The following is a 16,427-nucleotide window of genomic DNA, read 5'->3' on the forward strand; positions in this document are numbered from 1 at the left end:
GTCAGCCCGTCAAGACTCAGCCCTTCACAACGGCGAGCCGCCGGATCGCCTCGTCCATGGTGTCGTCGCGCTTGCAGAACGCAAAGCGCACCAAGTGATTCCACGCCCCAATGTGGGGTGAGTCGGGATCGCAGAACGCCGACATCGGGATCGCCGCCACTCCGGCGCGTTCCGGCAGCTCCGCGCAGAAGGCGGTGCTGTCGGTATAGCCGAGCGGGCGCGGGTCGGCGATCAGAAAGTACGTCCCGAAGCTGTCGTGCACGTCGAACCCGTACTGCGTCAGTGCCGTGCTGAGCTTGTCCCGTTTGGCTTGCAGGCCCTCGCACAGCGCGCTCACCCAGAAATCTTCGGTGTTGAGCGCGTGGGCGATCGCCGGCTGAAACGGCGCGCCGCCGACGTAGGTCAGATACTGTTTGGCCGCCCGCACACCGGCGATGAGTTCTGGTGCGCCACAAGCCCAACCGATTTTCCAGCCGGTGCAGTTGAACATCTTGGCGGCACTGGAAATCGTCACGGTGCGCTGCGCCATCCCCGGCAGGCCGGCCAATGGCAGATGCTTGCGGTCGTCGAACACCAGATGCTCGTAGACCTCGTCGGTGATCACCAGCAGGTCGTGGCGGATCGCGATATCGGCGATCACCTGCAGTTCGGCTGCGCTGAGCACCATGCCCGTCGGATTGTGCGGAGAGTTGATGATCAGCGCCTTGGTCAGCGGGGTGACCGCGGCACGGAGGGCACCACCGTCGAGGGCGAAACCCCGACCGTCGGGCACCAACGGCACCGCCACGCGGTGACAGCCGGCCATCGCGATCACCGGGGAGTACGAATCATAAAAGGGTTCGATGACCAAGACCTCGGAGCCGGGCTCGACCAGTCCGAGCACCGCTGAAGCAATGGCCTCGGTGGCGCCCGCGGTCACCAGCACCTCGGTATCAGGGTTGTACGCCACCCCGAAATGGCGCAGTCGCTGCGCGGCGATGGCTTCCCGCAACGGAGCTATGCCCAGCCCGGGCGGGTACTGGTTCACCCCGGAGGCGATGGCATCCTGCGCGACCTTGAGCATCGAGGCCGGGCCGTCCTCATCGGGGAAGCCCTGGCCCAGGTTGACCGCACCGATCCGGGCGGCCAACGCCGACATCTCGGCGAACACAGTGACCGCGAACGGGCGCAGTCTCGACACCGTCATAGGGGTTGAGCGTAGTGAGCCCGGGGAATGAATGGCGGCTGCCCGGCGCTGAGTGCGGCGTGACCTTCAAACTTGGCGAAACAGCGGCTCTTCTGCAGCCCGTTCAGGTTGGCGATACGTCCGCCGACAACCGGCTCTTCATGGCGCCCCTGACCCGATCGCGGGCCCAGGCCGATGGCACGCCGTCGGATCTGGCCGCCGAGTACTACGCCCAGCGCGCCGCCGCAGGAATCATCATCACCGAGGCCACCTCGGTATCGGCGAGCGCCGGTGGCGCCTACCTGAATACCCCGGGCATCTACACCGACGGCCACGAACAGAAATGGGCCGAGATCGCCAGCGCGGTGCACGCCGAGGGCGGCAAGATCTTCGTGCAGCTGTGGCATGTCGGCCGAATGGCCCACCCGGCGATCAGCGGTGGCGAATCGGTGGCGCCGTCGGCGATCGCCGCCCAGGTCACCACCCACACACCCTCGGGTAAGCAGTCGCTGCCGGTGCCCCGCGCACTGGAGACCGCCGAGATCGGCGCGATCGTGGCCGATTTCCGCGCCGCGGCCAGACGAGCGGTCGACGCCGGGATGGACGGGGTGGAGATCCACGGCGCCAACGGTTACCTGCTGCACCAGTTCGCCTCCGATGTGGTCAACCGACGCACCGACGCCTACGGCGGGTCGCCGCAGAACCGGGCCCGGCTGACCGCCGAGGTGGTCGAGGCCGTCGTCGCCGAGATCGGCGCCGGACGGGTGGGACTGCGGATCTCGCCGGGAAACGGCGCCGGCGACGTGCACGAAGTGGATGCCGTCGGTGTCTACGAGGCGCTGCTGGACCGGATCGCGCCGTTGGGCATCGCCTACCTGCATGTGCTGATGAACCCCGCTGACCCGGCGTTCGGGGAGATCCGCGGGCTGTGGTCAGGCACTTTCGTGCTGAACACCGGCCGTGAGATCGACACCGACTTCTGCCAGCTGGAGAGCTTCGTCGATATGGGTGCGATCAGCGCCGCTGCGGTCGGTCGGGCGTACCTCGCCAACCCTGATCTACTCGACCGGTTACTTCTGGGCGCCGAGCTCAACGAGCCGGATGTGGCGACCTTCTACGCGCCCGGCCCGAACGGCTATATCGATTACCCGACGCTGACCGGAGCATCCGAATCCCAGTCGGTCTGACCCCTGCATGCTGCGGCGCCCTCCCAACCAACAGGTTGGGAGGGCGCTTTGCTAGGATTTCTGCTCAGAGGACTACCGTCGTTCGACGGACCCGTAAACAATCTGAACAGGACCTGGAGACCACAGACATGTCCGAAGAAGCTTTCATCTACGAGGCGATTCGCACGCCTCGCGGCAAGCAGCGCAATGGTGCACTCAACGAGGTCAAGCCGATCAATCTCGTCGTCGGCCTGATCAACGAGCTGCGCAGCAGGCACCCCGACCTGGACGAGAGCCTGATCAGCGACGTCATCCTCGGCTGCGTCTCGCCGGTCGGTGACCAGGGTGGCGATATCGCCCGCACCGCCGTGCTGGCCGCGGGCCTGCCCGACACCACCGGTGGAGTGCAGCTCAACCGGTTCTGCGCATCCGGCCTTGAGGCCGTCAACACCGCCGCGCAGAAGGTGCGCTCGGGCTGGGACGATCTGGTCCTGGCCGGCGGCGTCGAATCGATGAGCCGCGTCCCGATGGGTTCCGACGGCGGCGCGATGTTCAGCGACGTGGTCGTGACCTATGACAACTACATTGCCCCCCAAGGCATCGGTGCCGATCTGATCGCCACCATCGAAGGCTTCTCCCGCGAAGACGTCGACGCCTACGCGGCCCGCTCACAGGAGCGCGCCGCCGCGGCATGGTCGGGCGGTTACTTCGCCAAGTCTGTTGTGCCCGTTCGTGATCAGAACGGCCTGCTGATCCTCGACCATGACGAGCACATGCGTCCCGAGTCCACCGTGGAAAGCCTCGGCAAGCTGCGCACCGCATTCGACGGGATCGGCTCGATGGGCGGCTTCGACGATGTGGCGCTGCAGAAGTACCACTGGGTCGAGAAGATCAACCACGTTCACACCGGCGGTAACAGCTCGGGCATCGTCGACGGGGCCGCCCTGGTGCTGGTCGGTTCTGAGGCAGCGGGCAAGTCCCAGGGGCTGACCCCGCGGGCCCGGGTCGTCGCGACGGCCACCAGCGGTGCGGACGCGACCATCATGCTGACCGGCCCCACCCCGGCCACCCGCAAGGTGCTCGATCGCGCCGGCCTGACGGTCGACGATATCGACCTGTTCGAACTGAACGAGGCCTTCGCCTCGGTGGTGTTGAAGTTCCAGAAGGACCTCAACATCCCGGACGAGAAGCTGAACGTCAACGGTGGCGCCATCGCGATGGGCCACCCACTGGGCGCCACCGGCGCCATGATCACCGGAACCATGGTCGACGAGCTTGAGCGCCGCGGCGCCAAGCGTGCCCTCATCACGCTCTGTATCGGCGGCGGCATGGGTGTGGCCACCATCATCGAGAGGGTCTAAGACAATGGCTGAGAACACAATCCAGTGGGACAAGGATGCCGACGGCATCGTCACGCTGACACTGGACGACCCGACCGGGTCGGCGAACGTGATGAACGAGCACTACACCGAGTCGATGAACAAGGCCGTCGAACGCCTTGTCGCCGAAAAGGATTCGATCACCGGTGTCGTCATCACCAGTGCGAAGAAGACCTTCTTCGCCGGCGGTGACCTCAAGTCGATGATCCACCTCGGCCCGGAGAACGCCGGCGACGCCTTTAGCACGGTCGAAACCGTCAAGAAGGCCCTGCGCACGCTGGAGACCTTCGGCAAGCCCGTCGTCGCGGCCATCAACGGCGCCGCGCTCGGTGGCGGCCTGGAGATCGCGCTGGCCACCCACCACCGCATCGCCGCTGACGCCAAGGGCAGTGTCCTTGGCCTGCCAGAGGTTTCGCTTGGCCTGCTGCCTGGCGGCGGCGGCGTCACCCGCACCGTGCGCATGCTCGGTATCCAGAACGCATTCATGACCGTGCTGAGCCAGGGCACCCGGTTCAAGCCGGCCAAGGCCAAGGAGATCGGCCTGGTCGACGAGGTTCTGCCCACCGTCGAAGAGCTGGTCCCGGCCGCCAAGGCGTGGATCAAGGCCAACCCCGAGGCTCATGAGCAGCCCTGGGACAAGAAGGGTTACAAGATGCCGGGCGGCACCCCGTCCACCCCGGCACTCGCGGCCATCCTCCCGTCGTTCCCGGCGCTGCTGCGCAAACAGCTCAAGGGCGCCAATATGCCTGCGCCCAAGGCGATTCTGGCCGCAGCCATCGAGGGCGCGCAGGTGGATTTCGACACCGCCAGCCGCATCGAGAGCCGGTACTTCACCGAGCTGGTCACCGGCCAGGTCGCGAAGAACATGATCCAGGCGTTCTTCTTCGATATGCAGTTCATCAGCTCGGGCGGTTCGCGGCCCGAGGGTATCGGCAAGACCCCGATCACCAAGATCGGTGTGCTCGGCGCCGGCATGATGGGCGCGGGTATCGCCTATGTCTCGGCCAAGGCCGGCTTTGACGTCGTGCTCAAGGACGTCACCATCGAGGCCGCCGAGAAGGGTAAGAACTACTCGGAGAAGATCGAGGCCAAGGCGCTCGAGCGCGGCAAGACCACCAAGGAGCGCAGCGACGCGCTGCTGGCTCGGATCACGCCGTCGGCAGATCCGGCCGATTTCAAGGGTGTCGATTTCGTCATCGAGGCCGTCTTCGAGAGCCAGGAACTCAAGCACACGGTGTTCCAGGAGATCGAGGACATCGTCGAGCCGAACGCGCTGCTGGGTTCCAACACCTCGACGCTGCCGATCACCGGTTTGGCGACCGGCGTGAAGCGCCAAGAGGATTTCATCGGAATCCACTTCTTCTCACCGGTCGACAAGATGCCACTGGTCGAGATCATCAAGGGCGAGAAGACGTCTGACGAAGCGCTGGCCCGGGTGTTCGATTACACCCTGGCCATCGGCAAGACCCCGATCGTGGTCAACGACAGCCGCGGCTTCTTCACCAGCCGCGTCATCGGCACGTTCGTCAATGAGGCGCTGGCCATGCTGGGTGAGGGTGTCGAGCCCGCCAGCATCGAGCACGCAGGCGGAATGGCCGGTTACCCGGCGGCACCGCTGCAGCTCTCCGACGAGCTCAACCTCGAACTGATGCACAAGATCGCGGTCGCATCGCGCAAGGGCATCGAAGATGCAGGTGGCACCTACGAGGCGCATCCCGCCGAGGCGGTTGTCGAGAAGATGATCGAGCTCGGCCGTCCTTCACGCCTGAAGGGCGCCGGCTTCTACGAGTACACCGACGGTAAGCGCACCCAGCTGTGGCCGGGTCTGCGGGAGACCTTCTCTTCGGGTGCGTCGACGCCGCCGATCCAGGACATGATCGACCGCATGCTGTTCGCCGAGGCACTGGAAACCCAGAAGTGCCTCGACGAGGGTGTGCTGATGACCACGGCGGATGCCAACATCGGCTCCATCCTCGGCATCGGCTTCCCGCCGTGGACCGGTGGCTCGGCGCAGTTCATCGTCGGCTATGAGGGCCCCGCCGGTATCGGCAAGGCAGCCTTCGTGGCCCGCGCCAAGGAATTGGCCGCCCGCTACGGCGACCGCTTCCTGCCGCCGGCGTCGCTGGAAAGCTAGTCCTCTCCAGCGCGACCAGACACAAACGTCCCCTGAATCCGCGGATTTAGGGGATGTTTGTGTCTGCTCGGCGAGGGAAATCCGGCAGCGGCATCGTGTCGTAGAGCCGGATCCCCTTGGCGTTGAGCCGGGCCAGCGCCTGTGTCGCCCCCAGCGGTAGGGCGGAGATCGTACGCCCGACGCCGACGAGAACCCGTACTCGCCAACGACTTCCGGGCACGATCGTCTTGGCGTTGAATCGCGCGAGGGCGCGGCTGCCGACCACCGATGGCAGCATCATGCGCTCGTACTCGACGAACGCCGCGGTGTGATCGCCATCGGCGCTGGCCAGGGCGGCAGCCAGCACGTAGGCGCCGTAGACGGCCAGGCTGGTGCTGCCGCCCACGGCGGGTCCTGGGCAGTAACCCGCATCGCCGACCAGCGTCACCCGGCCCCGCGACCAACTCGTGGACTCCAGTTGGGTGATGGCGTCGAAGTAGAACGTGGGCGTCCGGTCCAGTTCCGCCAGCCAGGAATCCACCTCGGGTGCCGCGCCGGTGAATGCCGCACGCAACTGGTCGCGCTGGCGGGGTTCGTCGCGGTGGTCGAAATCCAGCGCAGAATCCGGGCGGAAGATGAACACCGCACGGGCGTCCTCGAGGTGATCGGCGGTGTACAGCATGGCCACCCGGTTCGGCTCGAGGTAGGTGTTCATCACGCCCTCGCGGGCAAGGGCTTTCGGCACCGACATCACCGAGAGGTAGCTGCCGAGGAAGCGCTCGGTGACGGTGTCGCCGAAGACGAGCTGACGCACCCCGGAGTGCAGTCCATCGGCCCCGACGACGATGTCGAAGTGCCTGGGTCCGCCGTGCTGGAAGGTGACGTCACCGCCGTCGGCAATGGCCGTGATCTGATCGCCGAAGATGTACTCCACGTCGTCACGTCCGGCGTTGTAGTAGATCTCGCTGAGGTCGTCGCGCATGATCTCGACATGGCGATCGGACATGGTCCGCTCCAGCTTGAGATAGTCGATATGCACGGGCTTGGTCGACCACGGTCGGTGGGCGGTCATCACCGTCGTGCCCGTCGCGCGTGCCTCGATCTGGGGCAGCACACCCATCTGCTCGGAAATCTCCATCGCGGGCCGGAACAGGTCGATGGCGTGCCCGCCGGTCTTACGTAGCGCCGGGGCGCGCTCGACCACGGTGACGTCGAAGCCGCGACGGGCCAGCCAATAGGCCAGCACGGGTCCGGCGATGCTGGCGCCGGAAATGAGAACTCGCATGATCTAGCTCCTTACTTAACGGTCGGTAAGTACCGTAGCTTACTTAACGATCGGTCAGCTAGGGTGGCTACGTGGTCCAGTCCTCCAAGCCCGCGTCCGACACCCGCCAGCGCATCCAGGACGTGGCCAGGGAGTTGTTCACCGAGAAAGGCGTGCAACGCACCAGCCTGCAAGACATTGCGGCGCGCCTCGGCATCACCAAACCGGCGCTCTATTATCACTTCAGTTCACGCGAAGAGCTGGTCCGCAGCATCCTGCAGCCCCTCATCGACGATGGCGAGAAGTACGTCGCCGAGCAGGAAGCCCGTGGCGACGCCTCACCGCGCGAACTGCTGGAAGGTTCCTTCGACTTCCATTACCGCCATCGTGCGGATCTGGTCCTCGTCATCGCCGAGCTGACGACGCTGGCCGACCTCGGACTGATCGATGCAATGCTGGCCTGGCGGGAACGGTTGGTGCACATGGTATTCGGGCCCTCGCCGACACTCTCGCAGGCAGCCAGGGGGGTGATTGCGTTCGGCGGTTTGCAGGACTGCTGTCTGCAGTTTCCCGATATCGCCCACGACGAGTTGCGGGCGGTCGTCGTCGAAGGTGCGCTGGCCGCGATGGGATTGACCACGTGAGCGAGGGCGATGGCGAGGGCAAAGCCATCGCCTCCGCACTGGCCGCCAGCCTGGTCGGCTACAGGAGTGCGGCGTGTATCGAGTTCGAGCAACGCTGGTACACCGGCGACGAGATCACCCGCCGCATCGATGGAATGGTCCGCGCGCTCGACGATGCCGGGGTTGCCTGCGATGCGGCGATAGGCCTGGTGGTTCGTAATCGGCTGCCCCACGCCGCCGCCATCGTCGGGTTGATCGCGGCGGGTCGACCGCTGGTGATGATCTATTCATTCCAGTCGGCTGAGGCGATCGCCCGTGATGTCGCCGCGCTGGGTCTGGCCGCCGTCATCGCCGATGCTGATGATTGGACGGTGCCGGTGGTCGATGCCGCCAGGCGGACAGGCACTGCGGGAGTGGCTATTTCGTTGTCAGAACCGGATGCGCGGGCGGTGCCTGGCCTTGAGCGCACCGGGGGTGTGCGGTCCGCCCTCGACGGGGTGGCCGGCCTGCACATCCTGACCAGTGGCACCACCGGACCACCGAAACGCGTGCACATTCCGATGGCCGTCCTGCAGCACATGGTGGTCAGCGTCAACAGCGGTGAGAAAGTGGCGCCGGATGAGCCGCCGGGACTGGCGTACTGGCCATTCGGCAATATCGGTGTCTGCCAACTGATTGCGGCGGTCTACGTCGGTAGCCGGATCGTGCTGCTGGAGAAGTTCACCGTGGCGGGGTGGGTACGCGCCGTGCGGACCCACGGCATCACCGGATCCGGTGTGCAGCCCGCCGTCGTCAGGATGCTGCTCGACGCCCCGGAGTCTGCGGTGTCCAAAGACGACCTGGCCTCGCTGCGGTACATCGTCAGCGCCTCGGGACCGCTGGAACCACACATCAGGGATGCGTTCGAGGCGCGCTTCGGAGTTCCGATCCTGCCCGCTTATGGCGCAACCGAATTCGCGGGATCGGTATGTGCGTGGACGCCGGAGCTGCACAGCCAGTTCGGTAAGGACAAGCGCGACAGTGTGGGTAGGCCGCTGCCGGGGATCGGGGTGCGGGTTGTCGACGGCGATACCGGTGCCGAGGTCGCCACCGGGGCAGTGGGTTTCCTGGAGGCGCATAACCCGGTGCTCGGTCCGGACTGGCTGCGCACCACCGATCTGGCGTCGGTGGATATCGACGGGTTCGTGACGCTGCACGGCCGCGGCGACGGTGCGATCAATCGCGGTGGTTTCAAGATCCTGCCCGAGACGGTGCGACGGGTCCTGCTGACACATCCCGCGGTTCGCGACGCCGCGGTGGTCGGCGTGCCCGATGTCCGCCTCGGTGAGGTGCCGTTCGCCGCGGTGGACACCGTGCCGGGGTCGGCTGTCCCGTCGGAATCGGAGCTGCTGGAGCTGGTGCGCGGTGCGTTGCCGAAACACTCTGTGCCGGTGGCAGTTGCGGTGGTCGGCGAGCTACCGCGCAACCCGTCGCTGAAGGTCAGCCTGCTCGAGGTGAAAGCCCTCTATCAGAACCCGCCGAGGTCCGCCGACAACCAGTTCTGAGGCTGCATGTAGATGGCGACGCTCCCACCGTGCTCGGCCTTGGCGAACTCAAGGTACCTATCGGCGGCCGCGCCGCTGAGGTAACGACGGGTCATCTCCTCAAGCTGGGCGTCGGTGCCGGGCTCGATGCGGCTGACCGCACCGTCGACAGCGACGTAGCGCACGGTCGGATCTTCCCGCTCGACCATCAGCGAGAAGTACCCCGTCGCCTCGATCAGTCGGGCCTTGCGCGATCCCGGTGCGGTCAGGATCCACGGTTCGCCGCCGGGGGTGTACTGATACCAGATCGGCACGGTCAACGGGCCACGGCTGTCCCCGGCGGACACTGATAAGGCAGCGACCCGGGATTCGGCCAGAAACTGTTCGCGTTCGTCTTGGGAAAGGGCCATCCTGCCAGGCTAGCTTTTGCGGCCGCTACAGTCGGAAAGATGCGCTTCGGACTCTTCATCCCGCAAGGCTGGCGACTCGATCTGGTCGGTATCGACCCGGCGGAGCACTGGGCGGTGATGCGCGATCTCGCCACCTATGTCGACGATGGCAATATCTGGGACTCGCTGTGGGTCTATGACCATTTCCATACCGTGCCGACGCCCACCGATGAGGCCACGCATGAGGCCTGGTCTTTGATGGCGGCGTATGCGGCGACCACGTCGCGGATCAAGCTCGGGCAGATGTGCACCGCGATGAGTTACCGCAATCCCGCCTACCTGGCCAAAGTTGCCGCCACCACCGACATCATCTCCGGTGGCCGTGTTCAGATGGGGATCGGCGGCGGTTGGTATGAGCATGAATGGCGCGCATATGGCTACGGGTTCCCGTCGGCGGGTGAGCGGCTGGCCCGCCTCGATGAGGGCGTCCAGATCATGCGCGACGCCTGGCGGGACGGCAAGGTCACCTTCCAGGGGAAGCATTACCAGGTTGATGGCGCCATCGTCGCACCAAAACCATTGCAGGAAAACGGAATTCCACTCTGGATAGCCGGCGGTGGCGAGAAGGTGACGCTCAAGATCGCGGCCAAGTACGCCCAGTACACCAATTTCACGTCCGAGCCGGAGGGCTTCGCGCACAAATCGCAGCTGCTGGCCCAACACTGTCGCGACGTCGGCACCGATTTCGACGCGATCGTCCGCTCGGCGAATATCAATCCCGTGCTTGGCACCTCGGACGCCGACGTCAAGGACCGGCTGGCCCGGATCCGCGGCCGGCTGGCGCCGATCGTCGGCGACGGTGCCGCCGACGCCATGATCGGGTCGATGAGCGGCCCGGAGTCCGGCGCGGGCACCCCCGAGCAGGTGATCGGCACTCTGGAGCGTCTACGTGAGCTCGGCTGCGAATACGTCATCTGCTACTTCCCCGAGGCGGCCTATGACCGCTCGGGTATTGAGCTCTTCGAGCGTGAGGTCATCCCCGCGCTACAGGGGTGACAGACCGGCTGCGCTCAACAAATAGGCTTCCTCCCCATCACCGTGCCCATGCTCTGCTCCAGTAGCAAGAGCGCGCACACCCGCTGCGACCTGTTCGACCGTCAGCTCGGGTTGTAGTCCGTTGACGAAGAGGTTCACGTCGACCCCGGCGCGTTCGGCGTAGGCGGCAACCGCGGCTTTCCCCAGCTCGGTCGCCGGGGTCAGCCGGGGGAGCACCGAGACGAATCGGATCCCCAGCCCCGCCCGCTGGGATTCCGTCTGCGCATACGCGGCCACGGTCCTGACCGTCGCCTTCGCACCCGCATAGCCACCGGAGAGCGGTGACCCTTTCAACGCGGCGCCGCTGGAGAAGACGATCACCGTACTGCCCGGTGACAACGGCCGTCGCAGGGCGTGGCCGATCCAGTGAAAGGCTTGGGCCACATCGACATTCCAGTTCTGGCTGAAACTCTCCCAGGTGTGTTCCTGCAGCGGGGCCATCCGAGGCTGTGCGCCCGCGCAGAGCACAAGCAGATCGGGGTGATGCTCGTCGATCAGGCGCACCGCAGTCGACGGGTCGGCGACATCGGCCGACACCTCCGCACCCGTGCGGGCGACGCCGACGACGTGCGCGCCCGCGGCGGTCAGGTCCGAGGCGATGGCCCGGCCGAATCCGCGGCCGGCTCCGGTGACAATGGCAGTTCGGTCATCAAGTGGTTGCATAGTGGTTCAGATCCGCCCGAACCCGCGAATTCGTCGGCCCGGCACCGATGAATATCTGCTGCGGGATGGATCTGTATCTTTATGCACGCGCACACCGAGGACTTCATCGAACAGGCGGCGCCCTACCGCGCCGAGTTGATCGCCCACTGCTATCGCATGCTGGGCTCGGTGCACGACGCGGAGGACCTCGTGCAGGAAACGTACCTGCGCGCGTGGCGCGGCTATCAGGAGTTCGAACAGCGCGCCGCCCTGCGGACCTGGCTCTACCGGATCGCGACCAATGCGTGCCTGCGCGCACTGGAGAATCGCGCTCGCCGGGTTCTGCCTGCCGGACTCGGTGACGCATCGGCGGACCCGGAAGTCGATCTGGACGGGGCGGTCGGTGAGTACCTGTGGCTCGAGCCGCTACCGGATACGCGCACGCCGGAATCCCACTACACAGCGAAGGAAAGCGTCCGCCTTGCCGTCGCTACCGCGCTACAGGAACTGCCCGTGCGGCAACGGGCTGTGCTGATCTTGCGAGATGTCGTGCAGTTCAGTGCAATCGAGGTCGCCGAACTCTTGGAGACAACGCCAACCGCGGTGCACAGCGCCTTGGCGCGGGCCCGTGCCCACCTGGCCGAGGTGGCGCCGGTCGATCAGGATGCGATCACCCCCGGGGACGCGGCGGCCCAGCAGTTGCTGGATCGCTACTGTGCCGCCTTTGAGGACGGTGACGTGGCGGCACTGACGGCACTGCTCAGCGAGGAGGTCCGCCTGGAGATGCCTCCCCATGATGTGTGGTTCAGTGGCCCCAGTGCCGTCGCACGGTTCCTGTCCACCCGCGCCTACAGCACGCCTGGGGACACCGTGATGGTCTCGACGGCCGCCAACGGGCAACCGGCGGTGGCGGATTACCGCCGAGGTGACGACGGCACGCTGCACGCTCACGCGATTCACGTCCTCACCGCATCTGCCGACGGCATCCGCGCGATCACCGTGTTCCTCGATGCCGCACTCTTTCCTGCCTTCGGGTTGCCGGCCAGGCGGGTATGAGAATGACATTTCCGCAAATGGTAACTGTATTGTACGATTCCGAAAGCGCATTATTGGACGGCTTGCGGAGGTTGCTCGATGCAAAAGGCACTTGCCCCGGAAATCTCGACCTGGCCGGAGGACAATCCCCAGCTGATCGGAAGTCAGTGTGGCGCTTGCCATGCCACCGTCTTCCCGGTACAGACGCATTGCCCGAAGTGCAGCAAGGCGCAGATGTCGGATCTGGGTCTGCCGCGCCGCGGCACCCTGGTGGCATGGACCACCCAGGGTTTTCCGCCCGGGGCGCCCTACATCGGGCCGACCGGTAAGGATTTCGTCCCGTTCGGCGTCGGCCTGGTCCAGCTCGGTCTGGGGGAAGAGGCCGTGGTCCGCGTCGAGGGCAGGCTCACCGAGAACGATCCGGAGAAGCTGCAGTTCGGCATGGATGTCGAGCTGACCATGATCCCGTTCGCCACCGACGCCTCCGACCCCGAGAACCCGGTGGAGATCATCACATTCGCGTTCAAGCCGGTCTAGGAGCACCAACTATGAGCAACGACGTCGCCATCATCGGTGTTGGCCTGCATCCCTTCGGCCGCTTCGACAAGACCGCCATGCAGATGGGTGCCGATGCCATCCAGCTGGCGCTCCAGGACGCGAAACTGGAGTGGAAGGACGTCCAGTTCGGGTTCGGCGGCAGCTACGAGGTGTCCAATCCTGACGCAGTGACCCGACTGGTCGGGCTCACCGGTATCACCTTCACCAACGTGTTCAACGCCTGCGCCACCGCGGCCAGCGCCATCCAGCAGACCGCGGACACCATCCGGCTCGGCAAGTACGACATCGGCATCGCGATCGGTCTGGACAAGCATCCGCGCGGTGCGTTCACCGACGATCCGGCCAAGCTGGCCCTGCCGCAGTGGTACGCCGAGAACGGCCAGTTCGTCACCACCAAATTCTTCGGTATCAAGGCCAACCACTACCTGCACAAGCACGGTATTTCCGAGCAGACGCTGGCTCGGGTGGCCAACAAGAACTTTCGCAACGGGGTGCTGAACCCGAATGCCTTCCGGCGCAAGGAAATATCGGTCGACGAGATCATGGCGTCACCGGTGCTGAACTACCCGCTGCGGCAATTCATGTTCTGCGCCCCCGACGAGGGTGCGGCCGCGGTCATCATGTGCCGCGCCGATATCGCACACAAGTACACCGATAAGCCGGTCTATGTCCGGGCCTCGGAGATTCGCACCAGGACCTTCGGCGCCTACGAGGTACACGGCACCTCTGCGCCGCTGGACGAGGATCCGTCGCCGACGGTGTTTGCGGCCAGGGCGGCCTACGAGGCCGCTGGTATCGGGCCCGAGGACATCGACGTCGCGCAACTGCAGGACACCGACGCGGGCGCCGAAGTGATCCACATGGCCGAAACCGGGCTATGCGCTGACGGTGAGCAGGAGAAGCTGCTCGCTGACGGTGCCACCGAAATCCACGGGTCGATTCCGGTCAACACCGACGGCGGGCTGATTGCCAACGGCGAACCTATCGGCGCGTCCGGTCTGCGGCAGATGCACGAGTTGGTGCGCCAGCTTCGCGGCGAGGCCGGCGAGCGTCAGGTGCCGGGCAACCCGCGGGTGGGCCTGGCCCAGGTGTACGGCGCGCCGGGCACCGCCTCGGCCACCATTTTGTCGCTGTAACCGATGACTTCGGGCCGTCCCCGAAGTCACAACGGGTATGACGACGACAATTACGCCCTGCCTGTGGTTCGACAACAACCTCGAAGAGGCTGCGCAGTTTTACTGTTCGGTGTTTCCGAACTCGACCATCGAGGAGTACGCCCGCTACACCGACGCCGGCCCGGGTAAGCCGGGCGACGTCGCCTACGGGATCTTCGTGCTCGATGGAAACCGGTTCCTCGGCATCAACGGCGGTGCCGAGTTCCCGTTCTCGGAAGCGGTGTCTTTCGAAGTGCGCTGTGCTGATCAAGCGGAGGTCGACCACTACTGGACGAAACTCGGTGACGGCGGGCAGGAATCACAGTGCGGCTGGCTCAAGGACCGGTTCGGCCTGAGTTGGCAGATCGTGCCCGAGCGGCTCTACGAACTCCTGGAAGATCCCGCCACGGTCGTGGCCGCCACCACCGCGATGCTCGGCATGCGCAAGATCGTGGTGGCGGACTTAGATGGTGCAGTGGCGACCGGCTAGCTCAACCGGCTACGCACCGTCGCCCGCATTGATGACTCCTTCGACCGCTTGGCCCAGGACGAGAAGTTCGATCAGGCCGGCCGTGGTGATCAACCCGACGTCGGCGGCGATCGGCAACCCGATGGCGTTGACCAGACCGCCGACGATATCGCCGTCGAGCACCTGCGCAACGCCGCTGAGGAATAGCGTCAGGTTGTAGGCGGGCAACATCGTCACCAGCGAATTGATGATGTCGGCTGTCGGCAGCAGCGCCGCGTATGCCGCAGACGCCGCGTTCGAGATGGTGTAGGCGATCGTCATCGGCAACTGCACCAGGTCCGCGACCACATGGTCGAGGCTGGGCAACGAAAACGCTGACAGCTCATGCACTATCGACCCGCCCGGCCCGAAGTCGCCGACGAAATCACTGATGCCCTGTTGTGCCCCGGCGACGAGAAGCTGCGCAACTTCGCCCCAGTCGACGTCCGGGATCACGCCGAACGTCGTCTGCTCATTGGCGTATCCCTCGTTGGACCAGCCGTATTTCGGATCGCCGTAGCCGAGGTTGACCAGAACCCGCAGGGCCGGCTGCAACAGGTCGGCGAGCGGAGTGCCGATCAGCGGGATGGCCCGCAGGGGCTCCAGCAGCGGCAGATTCGCGGTGGGGATTACGTAGTAGTGCTGCGTCGGCGACGACGTCGGCAACTCGATGGCCTGGCCGCCCTGCGAGACCGGGGTCACCTGGTCCTCGGTCAGTTCCGCGTACTGGGTGTGCACGAAGACGATGCCCAGCCCAGCGTTGAGGTCCGCCAGGAAGTTCAGCGGATAGCGCGGGAAGTCGGCGAACCCGTCGTATTCCAGTGTGTAGTTCGTCGTGGGGAAGGCATCGGCTGGCGTTGCGCCGTAGAAGGGGATACCGAGCGCCGGCAGGCTCATTCCCGGGAACCGGGACAGCAGACCACCATTGGGGTTCATCTCGTTGCCGACCAGGATGAACGACAGCGGCGCCGACGGATCTAGATCCGCCATCGCCAATGAGGCGATGATGGCGCTCTGGGAGTAACCGAAGACCGTGACCGCATTTCCTGCGTTGAGCTGCTTTTGAATTTCGGTGCCGAGGATCGTCAGCCCTTGGTCCACGGAGGTGTTCAGTGGCAGGCTCTTGACGCCGGTGATGGGGTAAAGACCTTCCGGCGTGTCCAACCCCTCCGGGATGGTGCCGACCGGGCTGTTTGGCGCAACGTAGAGCGCGAAAACCCTTGCCAGATAGTCCGCCGTGACGATCGGCACGCCGCTGGGGCTCATGATCACCGCGCTGCTCTGCGTCACGGCGGCCGGGACGGCTGCCTGCACAAGCGGTGCAGCGGCGCTGGCCGAGGCGGATTCGCGACGGGTGAACGCGAGCAGCGATAGTTCCACCGGCGACTCGGCAGGTGAGATCGGGCCGTCGTCGGCGGCCGGCGCTGACGTCGTGGCGGAGACCGTGGTGGTCGCCACCGTGCGGGAGGTGACCTGATTGGCGGGCCCGGCTCGAAATTGATTCGCCGAGCGGGCGCCCGCGACCACCGAGCGGGGACGCTCGGAGCGGGCGGAACTCGACGAGCTCACATGCTTGCTCGGCCCCGCCGAATGCGAAACGGTCGACCCACCGGCAGATCCCTCTGGGCTGGCACTGTCGGCCCAGGCCGTGGCGCCGCCGAACATCGCGGCGCCCACTCCGAGGGCAACTGCCAGCCCACCGACCCGACCGATATAGCTCGTTGAGCTCACGAACCCCTCCTCGCGACAGCCGTTATTGACTGCGGCGAAGATTAGCGCCTAGTGGATCGCTCCGCTGGGAGTTGCGCGTTTG

Annotated in this window: 15 protein-coding genes; 10 read left to right on the forward strand and 5 right to left on the reverse strand. The window is 65.6% G+C overall.

Annotation, left to right across the window (positions count from 1 at the left end):
* Window positions 1–16: 16 nt before the first annotated feature.
* The gene (locus ADBZ9O_RS07640) at window positions 17–1,186 is read right to left on the reverse strand and encodes a pyridoxal phosphate-dependent aminotransferase (protein ID WP_526529907.1); all 1,170 of its coding nucleotides are present in this window, start codon (window positions 1,184–1,186) and stop codon (window positions 17–19) included.
* 59 nt (window positions 1,187–1,245) lie between these two features.
* Here ADBZ9O_RS07640 and ADBZ9O_RS07645 point away from each other — a divergent pair, with 59 nt between their 5' ends.
* The 3 genes from ADBZ9O_RS07645 (at window position 1,246) to ADBZ9O_RS07655 (ending at window position 5,844) form a co-directional block, all read left to right on the forward strand.
* The gene (locus ADBZ9O_RS07645) at window positions 1,246–2,352 is read left to right on the forward strand and encodes an alkene reductase (protein ID WP_526529909.1); all 1,107 of its coding nucleotides are present in this window, start codon (window positions 1,246–1,248) and stop codon (window positions 2,350–2,352) included.
* Between the two features lie 128 nt (window positions 2,353–2,480).
* Window positions 2,481–3,692 (forward strand): acetyl-CoA C-acetyltransferase, encoded by a 1,212-nt coding sequence (locus ADBZ9O_RS07650; RefSeq protein ID WP_526529911.1) that lies wholly within the window; start codon window positions 2,481–2,483, stop codon window positions 3,690–3,692.
* Window positions 3,693–3,696: 4 nt separating this feature from the next.
* Window positions 3,697–5,844, forward strand: coding sequence for a 3-hydroxyacyl-CoA dehydrogenase NAD-binding domain-containing protein (locus ADBZ9O_RS07655; protein WP_526529913.1), 2,148 nt, complete (start codon window positions 3,697–3,699; stop codon window positions 5,842–5,844).
* A 46-nt stretch (window positions 5,845–5,890) separates the two neighbouring features.
* On the opposite strand, the gene ADBZ9O_RS07660 is transcribed toward ADBZ9O_RS07655, so the two are convergent.
* The gene (locus ADBZ9O_RS07660; RefSeq protein ID WP_526529915.1) at window positions 5,891–7,108 is read right to left on the reverse strand and encodes an FAD-dependent oxidoreductase; all 1,218 of its coding nucleotides are present in this window, start codon (window positions 7,106–7,108) and stop codon (window positions 5,891–5,893) included.
* A gap of 71 nt (window positions 7,109–7,179) precedes the next feature.
* Between ADBZ9O_RS07660 and ADBZ9O_RS07665 the strand changes: the two genes are divergently transcribed.
* Both ADBZ9O_RS07665 and ADBZ9O_RS07670 read left to right on the forward strand, forming a co-directional pair.
* Complete coding sequence (locus tag ADBZ9O_RS07665) at window positions 7,180–7,731, forward strand: TetR/AcrR family transcriptional regulator (RefSeq protein WP_526529917.1); 552 nt, start codon at window positions 7,180–7,182, stop codon at window positions 7,729–7,731.
* Window positions 7,728–9,254: a class I adenylate-forming enzyme family protein gene (locus ADBZ9O_RS07670; RefSeq protein ID WP_526529919.1), complete on the forward strand. Its 1,527-nt coding sequence runs from the start codon at window positions 7,728–7,730 to the stop codon at window positions 9,252–9,254. The genes ADBZ9O_RS07665 and ADBZ9O_RS07670 overlap by 4 nt, the downstream gene beginning before the upstream one ends.
* On the opposite strand, the gene ADBZ9O_RS07675 is transcribed toward ADBZ9O_RS07670, so the two are convergent.
* Complete coding sequence (locus tag ADBZ9O_RS07675; RefSeq protein WP_526529922.1) at window positions 9,218–9,643, reverse strand: pyridoxamine 5'-phosphate oxidase family protein; 426 nt, start codon at window positions 9,641–9,643, stop codon at window positions 9,218–9,220. The two genes, ADBZ9O_RS07670 and ADBZ9O_RS07675, sit on opposite strands and share 37 nt — an antisense overlap.
* Window positions 9,644–9,682: 39 nt before the next feature.
* Between ADBZ9O_RS07675 and ADBZ9O_RS07680 the strand changes: the two genes are divergently transcribed.
* Entirely contained in the window at window positions 9,683–10,678 is a 996-nt protein-coding gene (locus tag ADBZ9O_RS07680) for an LLM class F420-dependent oxidoreductase (protein ID WP_526529924.1), read from the forward strand.
* Here ADBZ9O_RS07680 and ADBZ9O_RS07685 read toward each other — a convergent pair.
* Complete coding sequence (locus ADBZ9O_RS07685) at window positions 10,667–11,380, reverse strand: SDR family NAD(P)-dependent oxidoreductase (protein ID WP_526529926.1); 714 nt, start codon at window positions 11,378–11,380, stop codon at window positions 10,667–10,669. The two genes, ADBZ9O_RS07680 and ADBZ9O_RS07685, sit on opposite strands and share 12 nt — an antisense overlap.
* 81 nt (window positions 11,381–11,461) lie before the next feature.
* Between ADBZ9O_RS07685 and ADBZ9O_RS07690 the strand changes: the two genes are divergently transcribed.
* The 4 genes from ADBZ9O_RS07690 to ADBZ9O_RS07705 all read left to right on the forward strand — a co-directional run bounded on the left by ADBZ9O_RS07690 (window position 11,462) and on the right by ADBZ9O_RS07705 (window position 14,596).
* Entirely contained in the window at window positions 11,462–12,415 is a 954-nt protein-coding gene (locus ADBZ9O_RS07690) for an RNA polymerase subunit sigma-70 (protein ID WP_526529928.1), read from the forward strand.
* 78 nt (window positions 12,416–12,493) lie between these two features.
* Complete coding sequence (locus tag ADBZ9O_RS07695; protein WP_526529930.1) at window positions 12,494–12,931, forward strand: Zn-ribbon domain-containing OB-fold protein; 438 nt, start codon at window positions 12,494–12,496, stop codon at window positions 12,929–12,931.
* An 11-nt stretch (window positions 12,932–12,942) separates the two neighbouring features.
* Window positions 12,943–14,088, forward strand: a complete 1,146-nt coding sequence (locus ADBZ9O_RS07700) for a thiolase family protein (protein ID WP_526529932.1) — start codon at window positions 12,943–12,945, stop codon at window positions 14,086–14,088.
* A 37-nt stretch (window positions 14,089–14,125) separates the two neighbouring features.
* The gene (locus tag ADBZ9O_RS07705) at window positions 14,126–14,596 is read left to right on the forward strand and encodes a VOC family protein (RefSeq protein ID WP_526529934.1); all 471 of its coding nucleotides are present in this window, start codon (window positions 14,126–14,128) and stop codon (window positions 14,594–14,596) included.
* A 9-nt stretch (window positions 14,597–14,605) separates the two neighbouring features.
* On the opposite strand, the gene ADBZ9O_RS07710 is transcribed toward ADBZ9O_RS07705, so the two are convergent.
* Window positions 14,606–16,345 (reverse strand): PE-PPE domain-containing protein, encoded by a 1,740-nt coding sequence (locus ADBZ9O_RS07710; protein WP_526529936.1) that lies wholly within the window; start codon window positions 16,343–16,345, stop codon window positions 14,606–14,608.
* Between the last annotated feature and the right edge of the window lie 82 nt (window positions 16,346–16,427).

Origin of the sequence: Mycobacterium sp. (genome assembly GCF_965229105.1) — a bacterium.
In the GTDB taxonomy this organism is placed as follows: domain Bacteria; phylum Actinomycetota; class Actinomycetes; order Mycobacteriales; family Mycobacteriaceae; genus Mycobacterium.